The sequence below is a fragment of the Cellulosimicrobium sp. NPDC055967 genome (assembly GCF_042269845.1).
GTDB lineage: Bacteria > Actinomycetota > Actinomycetes > Actinomycetales > Cellulomonadaceae > Cellulosimicrobium.
Genome location: NZ_JBHJYJ010000004.1, coordinates 112,511 through 130,016, shown reverse-complemented (window position 1 = coordinate 130,016; position 17,506 = coordinate 112,511). Strand labels below are relative to the sequence as shown.

18 protein-coding genes are annotated in these 17,506 nt (G+C 74.8%); 3 read left to right on the top strand and 15 right to left on the bottom strand.

Features of this window, described 5'->3' with window-relative positions; all coding sequences use genetic code 11:
• Positions 1-136: 136 nt before the first annotated feature.
• The 12 genes from pyrF to ACFC2L_RS07190 form a co-directional block, all read right to left on the bottom strand.
• The gene (gene pyrF, locus ACFC2L_RS07245; protein WP_375823600.1) at positions 137-1,006 is read right to left on the bottom strand and encodes an orotidine-5'-phosphate decarboxylase; all 870 of its coding nucleotides are present in this window, start codon (positions 1,004-1,006) and stop codon (positions 137-139) included.
• Positions 1,003-4,374, bottom strand: coding sequence for a carbamoyl-phosphate synthase large subunit (carB, locus tag ACFC2L_RS07240; protein WP_375823599.1), 3,372 nt, complete (start codon positions 4,372-4,374; stop codon positions 1,003-1,005). Before carB ends, pyrF begins: the two co-directional genes overlap by 4 nt.
• Positions 4,375-4,376: 2 nt before the next feature.
• Positions 4,377-5,636 carry a glutamine-hydrolyzing carbamoyl-phosphate synthase small subunit gene (gene carA / locus ACFC2L_RS07235; protein WP_375823598.1) on the bottom strand — a complete coding sequence of 420 codons (1,260 nt, stop codon included), beginning with the start codon at positions 5,634-5,636 and terminating at the stop codon, positions 4,377-4,379.
• Positions 5,633-6,337, bottom strand: a complete 705-nt coding sequence (locus ACFC2L_RS07230) for a hypothetical protein (protein ID WP_375823597.1) — start codon at positions 6,335-6,337, stop codon at positions 5,633-5,635. The genes carA and ACFC2L_RS07230 overlap by 4 nt, the downstream gene beginning before the upstream one ends.
• Positions 6,334-7,698 (bottom strand): dihydroorotase, encoded by a 1,365-nt coding sequence (locus tag ACFC2L_RS07225; RefSeq protein WP_375823596.1) that lies wholly within the window; start codon positions 7,696-7,698, stop codon positions 6,334-6,336. The genes ACFC2L_RS07230 and ACFC2L_RS07225 overlap by 4 nt, the downstream gene beginning before the upstream one ends.
• Positions 7,695-8,786, bottom strand: coding sequence for an aspartate carbamoyltransferase catalytic subunit (locus ACFC2L_RS07220; RefSeq protein ID WP_375823595.1), 1,092 nt, complete (start codon positions 8,784-8,786; stop codon positions 7,695-7,697). Before ACFC2L_RS07220 ends, ACFC2L_RS07225 begins: the two co-directional genes overlap by 4 nt.
• Positions 8,783-9,430 carry a bifunctional pyr operon transcriptional regulator/uracil phosphoribosyltransferase PyrR gene (gene pyrR / locus ACFC2L_RS07215; protein ID WP_375823594.1) on the bottom strand — a complete coding sequence of 216 codons (648 nt, stop codon included), beginning with the start codon at positions 9,428-9,430 and terminating at the stop codon, positions 8,783-8,785. The genes ACFC2L_RS07220 and pyrR overlap by 4 nt, the downstream gene beginning before the upstream one ends.
• Positions 9,431-9,611: 181 nt before the next feature.
• Complete coding sequence (nusB, locus tag ACFC2L_RS07210; RefSeq protein WP_087472016.1) at positions 9,612-10,031, bottom strand: transcription antitermination factor NusB; 420 nt, start codon at positions 10,029-10,031, stop codon at positions 9,612-9,614.
• Positions 10,032-10,079: 48 nt separating this feature from the next.
• Positions 10,080-10,643 carry an elongation factor P gene (gene efp / locus ACFC2L_RS07205; protein ID WP_205204232.1) on the bottom strand — a complete coding sequence of 188 codons (564 nt, stop codon included), beginning with the start codon at positions 10,641-10,643 and terminating at the stop codon, positions 10,080-10,082.
• A 110-nt stretch (positions 10,644-10,753) separates the two neighbouring features.
• Positions 10,754-11,230 (bottom strand): hypothetical protein, encoded by a 477-nt coding sequence (locus ACFC2L_RS07200; protein ID WP_375823593.1) that lies wholly within the window; start codon positions 11,228-11,230, stop codon positions 10,754-10,756.
• Complete coding sequence (locus ACFC2L_RS07195; protein ID WP_375823592.1) at positions 11,227-11,877, bottom strand: hypothetical protein; 651 nt, start codon at positions 11,875-11,877, stop codon at positions 11,227-11,229. The genes ACFC2L_RS07200 and ACFC2L_RS07195 overlap by 4 nt, the downstream gene beginning before the upstream one ends.
• Before the next feature lie 94 nt (positions 11,878-11,971).
• Positions 11,972-12,418, bottom strand: coding sequence for a type II 3-dehydroquinate dehydratase (locus tag ACFC2L_RS07190; protein ID WP_375823591.1), 447 nt, complete (start codon positions 12,416-12,418; stop codon positions 11,972-11,974).
• Positions 12,419-12,539: 121 nt separating this feature from the next.
• Between ACFC2L_RS07190 and ACFC2L_RS07185 the strand changes: the two genes are divergently transcribed.
• Together ACFC2L_RS07185 and ACFC2L_RS07180 are read left to right on the top strand one after the other, a co-directional pair.
• Positions 12,540-12,890, top strand: a complete 351-nt coding sequence (locus ACFC2L_RS07185; RefSeq protein ID WP_375823590.1) for a hypothetical protein — start codon at positions 12,540-12,542, stop codon at positions 12,888-12,890.
• Entirely contained in the window at positions 12,887-13,669 is a 783-nt protein-coding gene (locus ACFC2L_RS07180) for a glycerophosphodiester phosphodiesterase family protein (RefSeq protein ID WP_375823589.1), read from the top strand. Before ACFC2L_RS07185 ends, ACFC2L_RS07180 begins: the two co-directional genes overlap by 4 nt.
• 19 nt (positions 13,670-13,688) lie before the next feature.
• On the opposite strand, the gene aroB is transcribed toward ACFC2L_RS07180, so the two are convergent.
• The 3 genes from aroB to aroC are packed head-to-tail and all read right to left on the bottom strand — an operon-like array spanning position 13,689 to position 16,683.
• Complete coding sequence (aroB, locus tag ACFC2L_RS07175) at positions 13,689-14,861, bottom strand: 3-dehydroquinate synthase (protein ID WP_375823588.1); 1,173 nt, start codon at positions 14,859-14,861, stop codon at positions 13,689-13,691.
• Entirely contained in the window at positions 14,858-15,466 is a 609-nt protein-coding gene (locus tag ACFC2L_RS07170; protein ID WP_375823587.1) for a shikimate kinase, read from the bottom strand. Before ACFC2L_RS07170 ends, aroB begins: the two co-directional genes overlap by 4 nt.
• Positions 15,466-16,683, bottom strand: coding sequence for a chorismate synthase (gene aroC, locus ACFC2L_RS07165; protein WP_375823586.1), 1,218 nt, complete (start codon positions 16,681-16,683; stop codon positions 15,466-15,468). The genes ACFC2L_RS07170 and aroC overlap by 1 nt, the downstream gene beginning before the upstream one ends.
• Positions 16,684-16,796: 113 nt before the next feature.
• Between aroC and ACFC2L_RS07160 the strand changes: the two genes are divergently transcribed.
• Positions 16,797-17,489: a prepilin peptidase gene (locus ACFC2L_RS07160; RefSeq protein ID WP_375823585.1), complete on the top strand. Its 693-nt coding sequence runs from the start codon at positions 16,797-16,799 to the stop codon at positions 17,487-17,489.
• Positions 17,490-17,506: the final 17 nt, after the last annotated feature.

Here is a 17,506-nt window from a genome sequence, read left to right as displayed (position 1 = left end):
GTACGCGCCCTACCCGCCCACCCCGGTCGGCGGCCCCGGGCCAGCGGCCCCCGCCCCCCCGGCCGGGCCGGGCGCGTTCGCCCCCGCGGCCCCCGCCCCCGCGGGGGCCGCCCCCGCCGCGCCGGGTCGGTGGTGCTCAGCCGCGCAGAGCCTGCGCCGCCTCGTCCGTGGCCGCCCGGGCCGCCGCGCGCAGGGCGTCGACGTCCGGGCCGGCGCGCAGGACGCCGCGCGAGGAGGACGCGAGTACCTGGCGTCGCGCGTCCCCGAACACGGCCGCGAGCTCGGCCGCGCCCGCGCCCTGCGCCCCCACGCCGGGGGCCAGGAGCGGGCCCTGCACCGCCGCGAGGTCCGTGCCGGTGCGGGCCGCCGCGTCCGCGATCGTCGCGCCGACCACGAGACCGACCGGACCGAGCGTGTCGCCCGACTCGACGACCGGCGCGTTGACCCGCGCGGCCTCGCGTGCGACGTGCGCCGCGACCGACTCCACGCCCGCTCCGGCGCCGCGGCGCGCGTGCTGCACCTCGGCCCCCTCCGGGTTCGACGTCAGGCACAGCACGAACAGGCCGCGCCCGGTCTCCAGCGCGGCCTCCACCGCGGGCCGGAGCGACCCGAAGCCGAGGTACGGCGAGACCGTCAGCGCGTCCGCCGCCAGTGGGGAGCCGTCGCGCAGGTACGCGTCGGCATACGCCGCCATGGTCGAGCCGATGTCGCCGCGCTTGGCGTCCATGATCGCGAGCGTGCTCGCCGCACGGGCCGCGGCGAGGACCTCCTCGAGCGCCGCGACGCCGCGCGACCCGTGCCGCTCGAAGAACGCCGACTGCGGCTTCACCGCGGCCACGCGCCCGCCGACCGCCTCGACGACCCGCAGGCCGAACTCGCGCAGCCCCGCGGCGTCGTCGGTCAGGCCCCAGTCCGCGAGCAGGCCCGGGTGCGGGTCGATGCCCACGCACAGCGGCCCGTGGTCGTCCGTCGCGGCAGCGAGCCGCGCGCCGAAGCCCGCGCTCATGCGCCCACCCGCTCCCCGGGGGCCGCGGGCAGCGTGACGCCGGCCGTCAGGCCCTCGCCCGCCATGTGCTCCTGGAGGCTGGCCACCGCGAACGGTCCGGCCAGGACCGCCTCGATGCCCTGCACCGCCGCGGCGAGCTGGTCGACCGTCGTCGCGATCGGCTTGTCCGCCGCCGTCGTGGCGGCCCGGATCTCGTAGCCGTCGGCGCGCGCGCCCTGCCCGGACGGGGTGTTGATGACCATGTCCACCTCGCCGGCCGTGATGAGGTCGACGATCGTCGGCTCGCCGTCGTCGCCGCGGCCCGCGGAGAACTTGCGCACCACGCGCGACGCGATGCCGTTGCGGCGCAGCACGCTCGACGTGCCGTCCGTGGCGAGGATCTCGAACCCGAGCTCCGCGAGGCGCTTGACCGGGAAGACGATCGAGCGCTTGTCGCGGTCGGCGACCGAGACAAACACCCGGCCCGACGTCGGCAGCCCCCCGAACGCGGCGGCCTGCGACTTCGCGAACGCGTGCGGGAAGTCGAGGTCGAAGCCCATGACCTCGCCCGTGGAGCGCATCTCCGGGCCGAGCACCGTGTCCACGACCACGCCGTCCGCGGTGCGGAAGCGCTTGAACGGCAGGACCGCCTCCTTGACCGCGATCGGCGCGTCGAGCGGGAGCGTGCCGCCGTCGCCGTCGGCGGGCAGGACACCCGCCGCGCGCAGCTCGGCGATCGACTCGCCCGCCATGACGCGCGCCGCGGCCTTCGCGAGCGACGTGCCCGTCGCCTTGGAGACGAACGGCACGGTGCGCGACGCGCGCGGGTTGGCCTCCAGGACGTAGAGCACGTCGGAGACGAGCGCGTACTGCACGTTGAGCAGGCCGCGCACGCCGACGCCCTTCGCGATGGCCTCGGTCGAGCGGCGGATGCGCTCGATCTCCTGCTCGGACAGCGACACAGGCGGCAGGACGCACGCCGAGTCGCCGGAGTGGATGCCGGCCTCCTCGATGTGCTCCATCACGCCGCCGAGGAACAGCTCGGTGCCGTCGTAGAGCGCGTCGACGTCGATCTCCATCGCGTCGTCGAGGAAGCGGTCGATGAGGAGCGGAGCGGGCAGCGTCCCGGCCGTGCGGTCCTCCGCCGCGGCCGCCGCGAGGGCGCGCTCGACGTAGCCCGTGAGCTGCTCGGCCGAGTACACGATCTCCATGCCGCGCCCGCCGAGCACGTAGGACGGGCGCACGAGGACCGGGTAGCCGATGCCGGCCGCGACGTCCTTCGCCTCCTCGAGCGAGCGCGCCGTGCCGAACGCCGGGGCGGGCAGGCCCGCCTCGACGAGGACGCGGCCGAACTCGCCGCGGTCCTCCGCGGCGTCGATCGCCTCGGGGCTCGTACCGAGGATCGGCAGGCCCGCGTCCGCGAGGCGCTGCGCCAGGGCCAGCGGCGTCTGGCCGCCGAGCTGGACGATGATGCCCTTGACGGGCCCCGCCGCGAGCTCGGCCTGGTAGACCTCGAGCACGTCCTCGAACGTGAGCGGCTCGAAGTACAGGCGGTCGGACGTGTCGTAGTCCGTCGAGACCGTCTCCGGGTTGCAGTTGACCATGACCGTCTCGTAGCGCTCGCGCAGCGTGAGGGCCGCGTGCACGCACGAGTAGTCGAACTCGATGCCCTGGCCGATGCGGTTGGGGCCCGAGCCGAGGATGATCACGGCCTCGCGCTCGCGCGGGGCGACCTCGGTCTCGAGGTCGTACGACGAGTAGTGGTACGGCGTGCGGGCCGCGAACTCGGCCGCGCACGTGTCGACCGTCTTGTAGACGGGGCGCACGCCGAGGGCGTACCGCACCTCGCGCACCGTGGCCTCGCCGGCGGGCCCCATGCCGCGCAGGCGGGCGACCTGCGCGTCGGACAGACCGTGCTTCTTGGCCTCGCGCAGCACGTCCTCCGTGAGCGCGGGCGCGTCGGCGACGGCCGCCGCGACCTCGTTCACCAGCTGGATCTGGTCGAGGTACCACGGGTCGATCTTCGTGGCCTCGAAGACCTGCTCGATGCTCGCTCCGGCGCGCAGCGCCTGCTGGACACCGATGATGCGGTTCTCCGTGGGGCGCGCGATGCGCACGAGGAGCTCGTCGAGGTCCGCGCCCGAGACGGGCTCGCCGTCCCAGTGGAACACCGACCCGCCCTTGTCGATCGAGCGCAGCGCCTTGCCGAGCGCCTCGGTGAAGTTGCGCCCGAGCGCCATGGCCTCGCCGACGGACTTCATGGTCGTCGTGAGCGTCGGGTCGGCGGCCGGGAACTTCTCGAACGCGAAGCGCGGCACCTTGACGACGACGTAGTCGAGCGTCGGCTCGAACGAGGCCGGGGTGACCTGCGTGATGTCGTTGGGGATCTCGTCGAGCGTGTAGCCGACGGCGAGCTTCGCCGCGATCTTCGCGATGGGGAACCCGGTCGCCTTGGACGCGAGCGCGGACGAGCGCGAGACGCGCGGGTTCATCTCGATGACGATGATGCGGCCCGTGTCCGGGTCGACGGCGAACTGGATGTTGCAGCCGCCCGTGTCGACGCCGACCTCGCGGATGACGGCGATGCCGATGTCGCGCAGCTTCTGGTACTCGCGGTCCGTGAGCGTGAGCGACGGCGCGACCGTGATCGAGTCTCCGGTGTGCACGCCGACGGGGTCGACGTTCTCGATGGAGCACACGACCACGACGTTGTCGTGCTTGTCGCGCATGAGCTCGAGCTCGTACTCCTTCCACCCGAGGATCGACTCCTCGAGGAGCACCTCCGTCACCGGGGAGTAGTGCAGGCCCTGCCCGACGATGCGGCGCAGCTCCTCCTCGTCGTACGCGAAGCCCGAGCCGAGGCCGCCCATCGTGAACGACGGGCGCACGACCATCGGGTAGCCGAGGTCGCCCGCGGCCGCGATCGCCTCGTCGACCGTGTGCACGATGACCGAGCGCGCCGACTCGCCGCCGCACTTCTCGACGACGTCCTTGAACTGCTGGCGGTCCTCGCCCTTCTGGATCGCCTCGATGTTCGCGCCGATGAGCTCGACCCCGTACTCGGCGAGGACGCCCGCCTCGTCGAGCGCGATCGCCGCGTTGAGCGCGGTCTGCCCGCCCAGGGTGGGCAGCAGCGCGTCGGGGCGCTCCTTGGCGATGATCGAGGTGAGCACCTCGGTCGTGATGGGCTCGACGTAGGTCGCGTCGGCGAACTCGGGGTCGGTCATGATCGTGGCCGGGTTCGAGTTCACGAGGACGACCCGCAGGCCCTCCTCCTTGAGCACGCGGCACGCCTGGGTGCCGGAGTAGTCGAACTCGCACGCCTGGCCGATGACGATCGGGCCGGACCCGATGACCAGGACGCTGGAGATGTCGGTTCTGCGAGGCACGGTCAGCTCTCCTTGGTGTTCTGGTCGGCGGCTGCGGAGCTCTCGGCGCGACGGGACGCCATGAGCTCGACGAAGCGGTCGAAGAGGTACGCGGCGTCGTGGGGGCCGGCCGCGGCCTCGGGGTGGTACTGGACGGAGAAGGCGGGCAGGTCGAGGCACTCGAGCCCCTCGACCACCTGGTCGTTGAGCCCGACGTGGGACACGACGACGCGCCCGTAGCGGCCGCCGTCGTGCGGGGCCACGGACTCGCCATCCAGCGGTGCGTCCACGGCGAACCCGTGGTTGTGCGCGGTGACCTCGACCTTGCCGGTGCGGCGGTCCATGACGGGCTGGTTGATGCCGCGGTGGCCGTACGCGAGCTTGTACGTGCCGTACCCGAGGGCGCGGCCGAGGATCTGGTTGCCGAAGCAGATCCCGAAGAACGGGGTGCCGCGGTCCAGGACGCCGCGGAGCAGATCGACCTCGTGCGTCGCGGCGCCCGGGTCGCCGGGGCCGTTGGAGAAGAACACGCCGTCGGGCGCGTACGCCATGACGTCCTCGATCGTCGAGGCGGCAGGCACCACGTGCACGCGCACCCCACGCTGCGCGAGGCGCTGCGGCGTCATGGACTTGATGCCGAGGTCGACGGCGACGACGGTCGCGACGGGCTCGCCGTCGGGCGTCGTGCCCTCGAAGGGCTCGACGACGTACGCCGTGTCCGTGCTCACCTCGCGCGCGAGGTCGGCGCCGGCCATCGAGGGCGCCGCCTTGACCTCGGCGACGAGGTCCTCGACGGTGCGCGGGTAGCCGTCGCGCACGAGCGCGTCGCCGGAGAAGATGCCCGCGCGCATGACGCCGAGCTCGCGCAGGTGGCGCGTCAGGGCGCGCGTGTCGACGTCGCAGATGCCGACGACGCCCTGCGCCGCGAGCTCCTCGTCGAGGGTGCGCTGCGCACGCCAGCTGGACGCGCGCCGCGCGGCGTCGCGCACGACGTACCCGGCGACCCAGATCTTGCCGGACTCGGGGTCCTCGTCGTTGACGCCGGTGTTCCCGATGTGGGGCGCGGTCATGACGACGATCTGGCGGTGGTAGGAGGGGTCCGTGAGCGTCTCCTGGTAGCCGGTCATGCCAGTGTTGAAGACGATCTCGCCGACCGTGGTGCCGCGCGCGCCGTACGCGCGGCCGGTCTGCACGGTCCCGTCCTCGAGGACGATCAGGGCCCGGTCGGCGGGCGGTGCGGTAGCTGAGGTCAGGGTGGTCGCTGTGTTCACTGGGGCGGTCACGGTGCTTCCTCGTCGTTCTCGTCGGTGCCGGGGGCGGCGCTCTCGCGCGCCGGCGCCGGGTCTACGGGGTCTGCGGGGGCGGCGCCGCTCGGCGCCTCCGGTCGTCGCTCGTGCGCGCCGTCGTCGGCGGGTGCGTCGTGGTCGGCGTCGGCGCGTCCGGCGAGACCGCGGACGGCCTCCAGGAGGCGCGCGACGTCGTGGTCGTGGCGGGGCAGGAGGCCGGTGTCGAGCCGGACCTCGGGGTTCGCCGGAGCATCGGGCGCGTCGGCAGGGACCGGCTCCCCGGGCACGGTCCACGTCACGACGACGATGGCCTCCTTGCCGACGAACTTGCCGGCCATCCCGGGCGTGAGGGCCACGCCCCCGACCGCGGCGGCGGGCACCCACAGGTCCGGGGCGCCGCTGCGCTCGACGAGCAGGCCGCCGTCGTGCACGGTGACCTGGGCCTGGGACCGGTCGCCGAGCCCGTGGGCCCCGACGCGGGCCAGCCAGTCGCCCGCGAGCGTGCTGGACACGTAGAGCGCGTCGAGCGGCCCGAGCACGACGGCGCCCCGCGCGGTCTCGGCGGGCACCGCCGGGGGCGTCGGGACGACGCCGGCCGAGCGGCGCACGAGGCGGCGGCGGCCGACGAGGACGAGCGTCAGGAGGACGACGCCGAGGACGACCCAGATGCCGACCGCGACGGGCTGGGGCAGGTTCACGCCCCCACCCCCTGCGCGTCGGCGCCCGCCGGGACGGGTGCGCCGTCGAGCACCGTGGCCCGCCCGCGCAGGAACGTCGCGACGACGGCACCGGGCAGCTCGCGGCCCTGGAACGGCGTGTTGGTGCTCGCCGTGACCTGCCCGGCGCCGTCGACGACGCGGCGCGCGGCCGGGTCGACGAGCGTGACGTTCGCGGGCTCACCGACCTCGAGCGGGCGGCCCTGGGCGCGCTCGCCGGTGTCGATGCGGCCGATCCGCGCGGGCGCGTTCGAGAGCACGCGCGCGACGTCGGCCCACGTGAGGCGGCCGGTGTCGACCATGGTCTGCTGGACGACACTCAGCGCCGTCTCCAGGCCGGTCATGCCGAACGCGGCCGCCGCCCACTCGCAGTCCTTGTCCTCGCGGGCGTGCGGCGCGTGGTCGGTCGCGACGATGTCGATCGTGCCGTCCGCGAGCCCCTCGCGCACGGCCTCGACGTCCGCGGCGGTGCGCAGCGGCGGGTTGACCTTGAACGTGGGGTCGTAGCCGCGCGCGAGGTCGTCGGTGAGGACGAGGTGGTGGGGCGTGACCTCGGCCGTCACGTCGATGCCGCGGCCCTTGGCCCAGCGCACGATCTCGACCGAGCCCGCGGTGGACAGGTGGCACACGTGCAGGCGCGAGCCGACGTGCTCCGCGAGGAGCACGTCGCGCGCGATGATCGCCTCCTCGGCGACCGCGGGCCAGCCCGCGAGGCCGAGCTCGGCCGAGACGACGCCCTCGTTCATCTGGGCGCCCTCGGTTAGGCGCGGCTCCTGCGCGTGCTGGGCGACGACGCCGTCGAACGCCTTGACGTACTCCAGGGCACGGCGCATGAGGATCGGGTCGTCGACGCACTTGCCGTCGTCGGAGAACACGCGCACGCGCGCCGCCGAGTCGGCCATGGCCCCGAGCTCGGCGAGCTGCTGGCCCGCGAGCCCGACGGAGACCGCCCCGACCGGGTGCACGTCGACCCAGCCGGCGTCGCGACCGAGGCGCCACACCTGCTCGACGACGCCGGCCGTGTCCGCGACGGGCGTCGTGTTCGCCATCGCGTGGACGGCGGTGAACCCGCCCGCCGCGGCGGCGCGCGTGCCGGACTCGATCGTCTCGGCGTCCTCGCGGCCCGGCTCGCGCAGGTGCGTGTGCAGGTCGACCAGGCCGGGCAGGGCGACGAGCCCGGTCGCGTCGACGACGACCGTCGCGTCGTCCGCGGACCCGGCCCGCGCGGCGCCGACCGGCGCGATCTCGGCGATCACGCCGCCCGAGAGCACGAGGTCGACGGGGTCGCCGCCGAGCGGGCGCGCGCCGCGCAGGACGTACGTGGTGGTTGCGGCGCTGCTCACGAGGCGGGGACCCTTTCGACGGCGGGAGGCTGGGCGGGCGAGAGCGGGACGGCCGTCGCCGGGGCGGCGTCGGTCTCGTCGCTGCCCGCGAGGAGGAGGTAGAGCACGGCCATGCGCACGGCGACGCCGTTCGCGACCTGCTCGACGATGACGGCGCGCGGCGAGTCCGCCGCCTGCGCGGAGATCTCGAGCCCGCGGTTCATCGGCCCGGGGTGCATGACGATCGCGTGCTCGGCCAGGAGGCCCAGCCGCCGCGCGTCCAGCCCGTACTTGCGGCTGTACTCGAGGGGGTTCGGGAAGAACGCTCCCCCGCCGGCGCCCGAGCCGCTCATGCGCTCGCGCTGCACGCGCAGCATCATCACGGCGTCCGGGCCGCCGTGCGCGGTGTCGCCGGCGAGAGTCGCGTCGAGGTCGTAGGAGACCTCGCACGGCCACGTCTGGACGCCGACCGGCAGGAGCGTCGGCGGGGCGACGAGCGTCACGTGCGCGCCGAGCGTGTGCAGCAGGTGCACGTTGGAGCGCGCGACGCGCGAGTGCAGCACGTCCCCGACGATCGCCACGTGACGCCCGTCGAGGCCCGCGCCGCGCGCGGCGGCGTCGTCCGGGCCGCTCGCGCCGGGAGCGGTGAGGCCCGTCCCGGACAGGTGGCGGCGCAGCGTGTACGCGTCGAGCAGCGCCTGCGTCGGGTGCTGGTGCGTGCCGTCGCCGGCGTTGAGGACCGCGGCGTCGAGCCAGCCCGCGTGGGCGAGCAGGTGCGGGGCGCCGGACGCCTGGTGCCGCACGACGACCGCGTCCGCGCCCATCGCCTGGAGGGTCAGCGCCGTGTCCTTGAGCGACTCGCCCTTGGACACGCTCGAGCCCTTGGCCGAGAAGTTGATGACGTCGGCCGACAGTCGCTTGGCCGCCGTCTCGAACGAGATGCGGGTGCGCGTCGAGTCCTCGTAGAAGAGGTTGACGACCGTGCGGCCGCGCAGCGTCGGGAGCTTCTTGATCTCTCGCGCCTGCGTCGCGGCCATCTGCGCGGCCGTGTCGAGAATGCGCACCGCGTCGGCGCGCGCGAGGTCCTGGGTGGACAGCAGGTGCCTCATGCGAGGGCCTCCGTCCCGGTGGTGGCGGACCGGATCACGACCGCGTCCGCGGAGGACCCGTCCGCGGGCGCGCCGTCGACCTCGGCGAGGCGCACGCTGACGCGCTCGGACGTCGACGTCGGCAGGTTCTTCCCGACGAAGTCGGGGCGGATCGGCAGCTCGCGGTGGCCGCGGTCGACGAGCGCGGCGAGCTGCACGGCACGCGGGCGGCCCAGGTCGCTGATCGCGTCGAGCGCGGCCCGGATCGTGCGACCGGAGTACAGGACGTCGTCGACGAGGACCACGACCTTGCCGTCGATGCCCGACGCGGGCAGGCGCGTCGCGCCGATCGTGCGCGTCGGGTGGCGGTGCAGGTCGTCGCGGTACATCGTGACGTCGAGCTCGCCGACGATCGCGGCGGGGTCGGGGTCGTCGTCGGCGGGCGTCCCCTCGATCACGGCGAGGCGCTCGGCGAGCCGCGTCGCGAGCGGGACCCCGCGCGTCGGGATGCCGAGGAGGACGAGGTCGTGGGCCCCCTTGTTGCGCTCCACGATCTCGTGGGCGATGCGCGTCAGCGCGCGGGAGATGTCGGCGGCCGTCAGGACGACGGTCCCTGCCTCGGGGGTCGGTGAATCGGGTGTGGGCACAGCAGCGCCAGAGCTCATGTCCGGCGACCTCCTTCCCCGCCTCACGGGACGGGCCTTAAAGGATGTCTGACGGTCACCCACCCTACCGCCGCCCATCCCAGGCCGGGTGCTCGTCCCGCCCGACGAGACGCGGCGTCGGTCACACTCGGTGACCGACGCCGCGACGGGATGGTGGCGGCCCGGCGGGCCGCAGGGGTGCTCAGGCGGTGATCGTCGGCTTCATCTCGACGATCCGCGCGAGCAGCCCGTTGACGAACGACGGCGAGTCGTCGGTCGAGAGCGAGCGCGCGAGGTCGACGGCCTCGTCGATCGCGACGACGTCGGGCACGTCGTCGTTGAAGAGGATCTCCCAGCCGCCGATGCGCAGCAGGGCCCGGTCGACCGCGGGCATCCGCTCGAGCGTCCACCCGTGGGAGTACGTCTCGATCAGCTCGTCGATGCGGTCGCGGTGCGCGAGCACGCCCTCGACGATGTCGACCGCGTACTGCGGCAGGGCGGTCTGCGCGGTTCCGGGGTCGGCGACGCGCTCCGCGAGGAGGGTCGTCGGGTCCACCTGACGCTGCTCCGCCTCGAAGAGGACGTCGAGCGCGCGCTTGCGCGCCTTGGTGCGTGCGGCCATGGTGATCGGCTGTCTCTCGTTGCTCTCAGCGGCTCTCGGGGCGCCTGGTCAGTCGTTCACGCGGCCGAGGTACGAGCCGTCGCGCGTGTCGACCTTGACCTTGGTGCCCTGCTCGAGGAAGAGCGGGACCTGGATCTGTGCGCCCGTCTCGAGCGTCGCCGGCTTGGTGCCGCCCGTGGAGCGGTCGCCCTGGAGGCCGGGCTCGGTGTACGTGATCTCGAGGACCACCGAGGCGGGGAGCTCGATGTAGAGCGGCTGACCGTCGTTGGACGCGACGAGCACGTTCTGGTTCTCGAGCATGTAGTCCTTGGCGTCGCCCACGATCTCGGCCGAGATCGTGATCTGGTCGTACGTCGAGGTGTCCATGAACACGTAGTCGGCACCGTCCTGGTACAGGTACTGGAAGTCGCGGCGGTCGACGTTGGCCGTCTCGATCTTGAGGCCGGCGTTGAACGTCTTGTCGATCGTCTTGCCCGTCATGACGTTCTTGATCTTGGTGCGGACGAACGCGCCACCCTTGCCGGGCTTGACGTGCTGGAACTCGATCACGGTCCACAGCTGGCCGTCGAGTCGCAGCACGGTGCCGTTCTTGATGTCGTTGGTGGTCGCCACGTTCGTCTTCCTGTCGGAGGGTCTGCGGTCTCCGCCCCACGCGGAACCGCGTGCCGGGACGGCACGACAGGGTCCTCGAGGACGGGATGCGGAAATGGGCCTTGACGATCCTACCGGAGCGCGACGAGGACCGCGTTCGCGACGACGCCCACGGTCGCCGCCCAGCACATCGAGGCGAGGGTGCCGATGACGAACCGCTCGGACGCGACGGGGTGCTCGCGCAGCTCCGGGTAGCGCCCGAGGCCCTTGATCGCCACGACGAAGGCGATCCCGCCGGGCTCCCCGGCGAGGAGGCAGCCGGTGATGGCGAACCGTTCGAGGATCCCGATCCACGTGCCGCCGCGCAGCGCCTTGACTGCCTCGGTGCCGATGGGCCCGGTCGCCGGAGGCGGCGGCGGGGGGACGGGGACGGCGGCCGGGTCCGCCGCGGCGGCCCGCGACCTCGCGCGCCCCGCCCGGCCCGGGTCGCCGGAGCGCGCCGCGGCGCGCAGCACCCACTGCGTCACGGCACCTCCGCCGAGCACGCTCGCCGCGAGCGCCACGACCCACACCAGCACGACCAGCACGACCGACACCGGGTCCGTCATCTCCCGCCCTCCCGCAGATCCTCCGACGGCTCACCCCGTCGGCTCGCCCCGAGCTCGCCCAGCAGCCTCGCCACCACGGGCCGCACCGCAGCCTCTTCGGGCCACAGCGCGACGCGCAGCCGCTGGCTCACGGCCTGCTCGGAGACCCCGAGCACGCGGGCCACATCCTTCTGGGTACCACCCACACGCGCGAGCGTGTCGACCGCCTCCCACCCCGGCGCGGTCCGCCGCTCCACGACCGCCGCGAGGAGGCGCAGGAGCGCCTCGACCTCGGCCGCCCGCGCCGACGGCTCGCCCCGGACGGCGACGGGCGCCGTCGCCGTGCGCGACTTGGCCTGCTCGACCGCCTCCCGCGCCCGCACGAACGCCTCTCCCGACGCCTCGCGCGAGACCGCGGGCAGGGGCTCGTCGACGCTCCCGGTGCCGACGCCGACGCTCCAGCCGCCGTCGCGCAGCAGGTCCAGCACGACCTCGACCACGGTGCCGGCGTCGTCGAGCACGCCCTGCACCTCGTCGCCCACGGTCCGGTCGAACGGGATCACGACGCCGGGGCGGCCGTCGAGGAGCTCGCCCAGGCGCGCGAGCACCTCGGGCACCCGGTCCGGGTGCCCCGTGCTCCCGCGCTGGTCGACGGTGAGGACGAACATACGATCCAGGCTAGACCCTTGAGACAGACGAATCAAGCATGGGGACTTGATGGCGAGGGATCAAGGTCGCCGGTCCGTACCGGACGACGCCACGTCAGCCCCGCAGCCGGGCCGCGAGCGCCTCGAGCGCGAGGCGGTACGAGTCGAACCCGAAACCGGCGATCGTACCCGTGGCGATCGCACCGACGACGGAGTGGCTGCGGAACGCCTCGCGCGCCGCGGGGTTGCTCAGGTGCACCTCGACGAGCAGGAGGCCGGAGGTCGTGACCTGCGCTGCGGCGTCGCGCACGGCGTAGGAGTAGTGGGTGAACGCAGCCGGGTTGAGCACGACGTGGGCGCGCGCGTCGACGGCCTCGTGGAGCCAGCCGACGAGCTCGGACTCGTCGTCGGTCTGGCGCACGTCGACCGCGAGGTCGAGCGCGCTCCCCCACGCGACCGCGGACTCCTGGAGGTCGGCCATCGACGCCGAGCCGTAGATCTCCGGCTCGCGCACACCGAGCCGGCCGAGGTTGGGTCCGTTGAGGACCAGCACGCGTTCCATGGCGCCCGAGCCTAGCGGCGCCGTGGGCGCGCGGCGCGTACGTGCTCGTGCCGTGGTCGGGCCCCACGGCACGGGGGCTTCTCGACGCGCGGCGGGCCGCGCCGTCGGGCACGCTGGCGGGGTGAGCCTCGTCGCCGTCCCCCGCGCCCGCTGGGAGGGCTGGCTGCGGGCGGTGCGCCAGGGGCACGCGCGCGTGGCGCGTGGCCTGGAGGTCGCGTGCCCGGTGCTCGTGGCGCGGGCCGAACGCTCGGGAACGGACGAACCGAGCGGCCCGGACCTGGGCACGACCGACACCGTGCTCGACGTCGCCCAGATCGCCCGGCTCGCACCGCGGCTCGGGCGCGACGTGACGGAGCTCGTCGTCCCCGGCGCCGTGCACGACCTCACGCTCTCCGCCGAGGGGCCGCGCGCGAGCTACCTGAGGTCTCTCGCCGGCTGGTTGGACGAGCACGTCGTGCGGGTCGCGGCATGAGCGTCGCCGCGGGCCGCGCCGGCGGCTACCTGGAGGCACCCTTCGTCGCGCTCGCGCACCGCGGGTTCTCGCGCGCGGGCCTGGAGAACTCCATGGCGGCCTTCGCCGCCGCGCGCGACCTCGGGCTGCGGTACGTCGAGACGGACGCCCACGCGACGTCGGACGGCGTGGCGGTCGCGCTCCACGACGCGTCCCTGGACCGCACGACGGACGCCCGCGGGCTCGTCGCCGACCTCCCGTGGCGCACCGTGCGCGCGGCCCGCATCGGCGGGACGGAGCCCGTGCCGTCGCTCGAGGACGTGCTGGGCACGTGGCCGGACCTGCGGGTGAACGTCGACGTGAAGTCGGCGGCCGCCGCCGAGCCGGTGGCGCGGGCGATCGAGCGCACGCGCGCGCACGACCGCGTGTGCGTCGCGTCGTTCGCGGCCTCCCGCCGCGAGGCGACGGTGGCGCGGCTCTCGCGCCCCGTCACCGTGTCGGGGGCGCGGGGCGCCGTCCTGGGCATGTTCCTCGCCGGGCGGGCGCGCACGGACGCGCTCGCCCGCCTCGCGGCGCGCTCGGTCGACTGCCTGCAGGTCCCCGTGCGCGGTGGCTGGGTGCGCGTCGTCGACTCGGGGTTCGTCCGCGCCGCTCACCGGGCGGGCGTCGCGGTGCACGCGTGGACCGTGAACGACCGCGCGACGATGCACCGGCTGCTGGACCTCGGGGTCGACGGGATCGTCACCGACCGCGCGGACCTGCTGCGCGACGTGCTCCTCGCGCGCGGCCTGTGGGCGTGAGCGAGCGGGCGACGCGACGTCAGAGCGCGACGGGGCCGCGTCCCACCGGCGCGTCGGCCGCGATCTCGGCGTAGGCCGCGGCGAGGAGCGTCGGGTCCGGGCCCTCGAGCCGCGTGGGCCGCGCCACGTCGTCGAGCACGACGAAGCGCAGGAGGTCGCCGCGCGACTTCTTGTCGCGGCGCATGGCGGACAGGAGCTGCTCCCAGCGGTCGCCGCGGTACGTGAGCGGCAGCCCGAGCGAGCCGAGGATCGCGCGGTGGCGCTCGACGACCGCGTCGTCGAGCTTCCCCGCGAGGCGCGACAGCTCGGCCGCGAAGACCATGCCGACGGAGACGGCGGCGCCGTGGCGCCACTGGTAGCGCTCGGTGAGCTCGACCGCGTGGCCCAGCGTGTGCCCGTAGTTGAGGATCTCGCGCAGGCCGGCCTCCTTGAGGTCCTCCCCCACGACGCGCGCCTTGACCGCGATCGAGCGCTCGACGAGCTCGGCGACGACCGCCCACGTCTCGTCGGTGGTCGGGCGCGTGCCCCACGCGCTCAGCGCGTCGGCGTGCTCCTCGACGAGCTCGAGGATGCGCTCGTCGGCGATGAAGCCCGTCTTGACGACCTCCGCCATGCCGGCGACGAAGTCCCAGCGCCCGAGCGACTCGAGCGCCGCGAGGTCGCACAGCACGCCCGCGGGCGGGTGGAACGACCCGACGAGGTTCTTGCCCTCGGCGGTGTTGATGCCCGTCTTGCCGCCGACCGCCGCGTCGACCATCGCGAGCAGCGTCGTCGGCACGTGCACCACGCGGATGCCGCGCAGCCACGTCGCGGCGACGAACCCGCCGAGGTCGGTCGTCGCGCCCCCGCCGACCGTGACGACCGCGTCCGTGCGCGTGAAGTCCAGCTGCCCCAGCACGCCCCACAGGAACGCCGCGACCTGCGCGGTCTTGGCCTCCTCCGCGTCCGGGACCTCCGCGACGTACGCCTCGTAGCCCGACGCCTTGAGGTCCTCGTGGACCACCTCGGCCGTCGCCGCGAGGGCCGCGGGGTGGACCACGAGCACGCGGCGCACCCGGTCGCCGAGCATGGTGGGCAGCTCGCCGAGCAGGTGCCGTCCCACGACGACGTCGTACGGCTGGTGCCCGTCGACCCGCACGCGCGTCGGCGCGGGGTTCTGGTCGGACTCCGGGGCGGGGGTCGTGTCGCTCACGCGTTCTCCTGTTCGGCCGGGGTGTCGGCGGGGGCGGGCGCCGCGGCACGGTCCGCCGCGTCGCCGCCGCCCGCGAGGTGCGCCCGGATCTCCTGGGCGACCTGCGCGGGCGTGCGCGCGTCGGTGACGACGTGCAGCGTCGCGACGCGCTCGTAGACGGGACGCCGCGCCTCCATGAGGGCGGCCCACCGTGCCCGCGGGTTGCCCAGCAGGAGCGGGCGCGACTGGTTGAGCCCGACGCGCGGCGCCGCGTGCGCGAGGCTCACGTCGAGGAACACCACGGCGCCGCCCGCCGCGACGTACGCCGCGAGGGCGGTCTGCGTGTGCTCGTCGAGGACGGCGCCACCACCCAGGGCGAGCACGCCGTCGTGGGTCGCGAGCGCCGTCGTCACGGCCTCGCGCTCCAGCTCGCGGAAGTGCGGCTCGCCGTGGTCGACGAAGATGTCGGCGACGGGCTTGCCCGCCGTGGTCTCGACGTCGGTGTCGGTGTCGCGCTGCGCGAGGCCCAGCAGGTCCGCGAGGTGGCGCGACACCGTCGACTTGCCGCTGCCGGGCGGGCCGACGAGGACGACGACCGGGCGCGTGCCCGGAGGGACGGGCGTCATCAGCGCTGCAGCTCCGGGATCGCCGCGAGGTACGCCTCGGCGTTGCGGCGGACCTCCGCGACGGAGTCGCCGCCGAACTTCTCGAGCGCCTGCTCGGCGAGCACGAGCGCGACCATGGCCTCGGCGACGACCGCCGCCGGCGGGACGGCGCACACGTCCGAGCGCTGGTGCTGGGCCTTGGCGACCTCGCCCGTGACGACGTCGACCGTCGCGAGCGCGCGCGGCACGGTGGAGATGGGCTTCATCGCGGCGCGCACGCGCACGACCTCGCCGTTCGACATGCCGCCCTCGACGCCGCCCGCGCGGTTGCTCAGGCGGTGGATGCGGCCGTCGGTGCCGCGCTCGATCTCGTCGTGCGCGGCGGAGCCGCGGCGGCGCGCGGTGCGGAAGCCGTCGCCGACCTCGACGCCCTTGATCGCCTGGATGCCCATGAGCACCGCGGCGAGACGGGCGTCGAGGCGCCGGTCGCTCTGCGCGTAGGTGCCGAGCCCGGACGGGACGCCGTAGGCGAGCACCTCGACGACGCCGCCGAGCGTGTCGCCCGCCTTCTGGCACTCGTCGATCTCGGCGACCATCGCCGCGGACGTCGCGGCGTCGAAGCAGCGCACCGGGTCGGCGTCGAGCGCGGCGACGTCGTCGGGCCCGGGCACCGCGGCGTCCTCGGGGACCTCGACGGGGCCGATGCCCACGACGTGCGACACGAGGCGGACGCCGAGCGCCTGCTTGAGGAACTTCGCAGCCGCCGCGCCGAGGGCGACGCGCGTCGCCGTCTCGCGCGCCGACGCGCGCTCCAGCACGGGGCGGGCGTCGTCGAAGCCGTACTTGCGCATGCCCACGAGGTCGGCGTGGCCGGGGCGCGGGCGCGTGAGGGGCCGGTTGCGGGCGATCTCGCGCACGTCGCCCGTCCCGGCGTCGACCTGGAGAGCCTCGGGCGGCACGGGGTCGGCGGACATGACGTCGACCCACTTGGGCCACTCCGAGTTCGCGATCTCGAGCGCGAGCGGGCCGCCCTGGGTCACGCCGTGGCGCAGCCCGCCGAGGACGCGCAGCACGTCCTGCTCGAACTTCTGGCGCGAGCCGCGCCCGTACCCGAGGCGACGACGCGCGAGCGCGGCCTTCACGTCGTCCGTCGTGAGCTCGACGCCCGCGGGCAGCCCGTCGAGGATCCCGACCAGCGCCTCACCGTGCGACTCACCCGATGTCAACCAACGCAGCATGATCGCCATCCTCCCACGTCGGCGCGCACGTCCCGGCGGCCGCCCGCAGTGCGGACCGGAGGGCTGTGGACGACGACGGCGCGCCCCCGCGCGGGCGCGCTACGGTGCCGCGCATGGTCCAGCAGGGGGACGGGACGACGGTCGACGGCACGCGGTCGTGCGGCGACGCTCCGGTGGCGGCTGCGCACGAGGAGGCCGACGCGCGGTCGTGGCTCCGGCGCCGTGGTGCGGCCCTGAGCCGGGAGCTCCGGGTGGCCGGGCCGGCCGGGGGCGTCCTCGCGGTCCTCGCGGCGGCCAGCGCGGCGTGGTGGTCCGCGACCTCCTGGGCGACGCCCGCCCTCGTGCTCGTCGCCGCGGCCGGCACGCTCGCGGCCGTCGTCGACGCGCGCACGCACCGGCTGCCCGACGTCGTCCTCCTGCCGACGTGGCTCGGGTCGGTCCTGCTCCTCGCCGTCGCCGCGCTCGGGACCGGGGACGGCGCCGCCCTCGTGCGCGCGCTTCTCGGGGGCGCCCTGGGCTTCGGCGCCTACGCCGCGCTCCGGATCGCGTACCCGCCGGGTCTCGGCTTCGGCGACGTGAAGCTCGCGGGGATGCTCGGCACGCCGCTCGCCTGGATCGGCTGGGGCGAGCTGGTCACCGGGCTCGTCCTGCCGTTCCTGCTCGGGGGCGCGTGGGCGCTCGGGCTGGTCGTCCTGCGACGAGCCCGTCGGGACACCGCCGTCCCGTTCGGGCCCTTCATGGTCGCCGGCGCGGGCCTCGCCGCCGTGCTCGGTGGCGCGATGGCCGGGGCGTACGCGCTCGCGTGAGCGGTGCCTCATGCCGG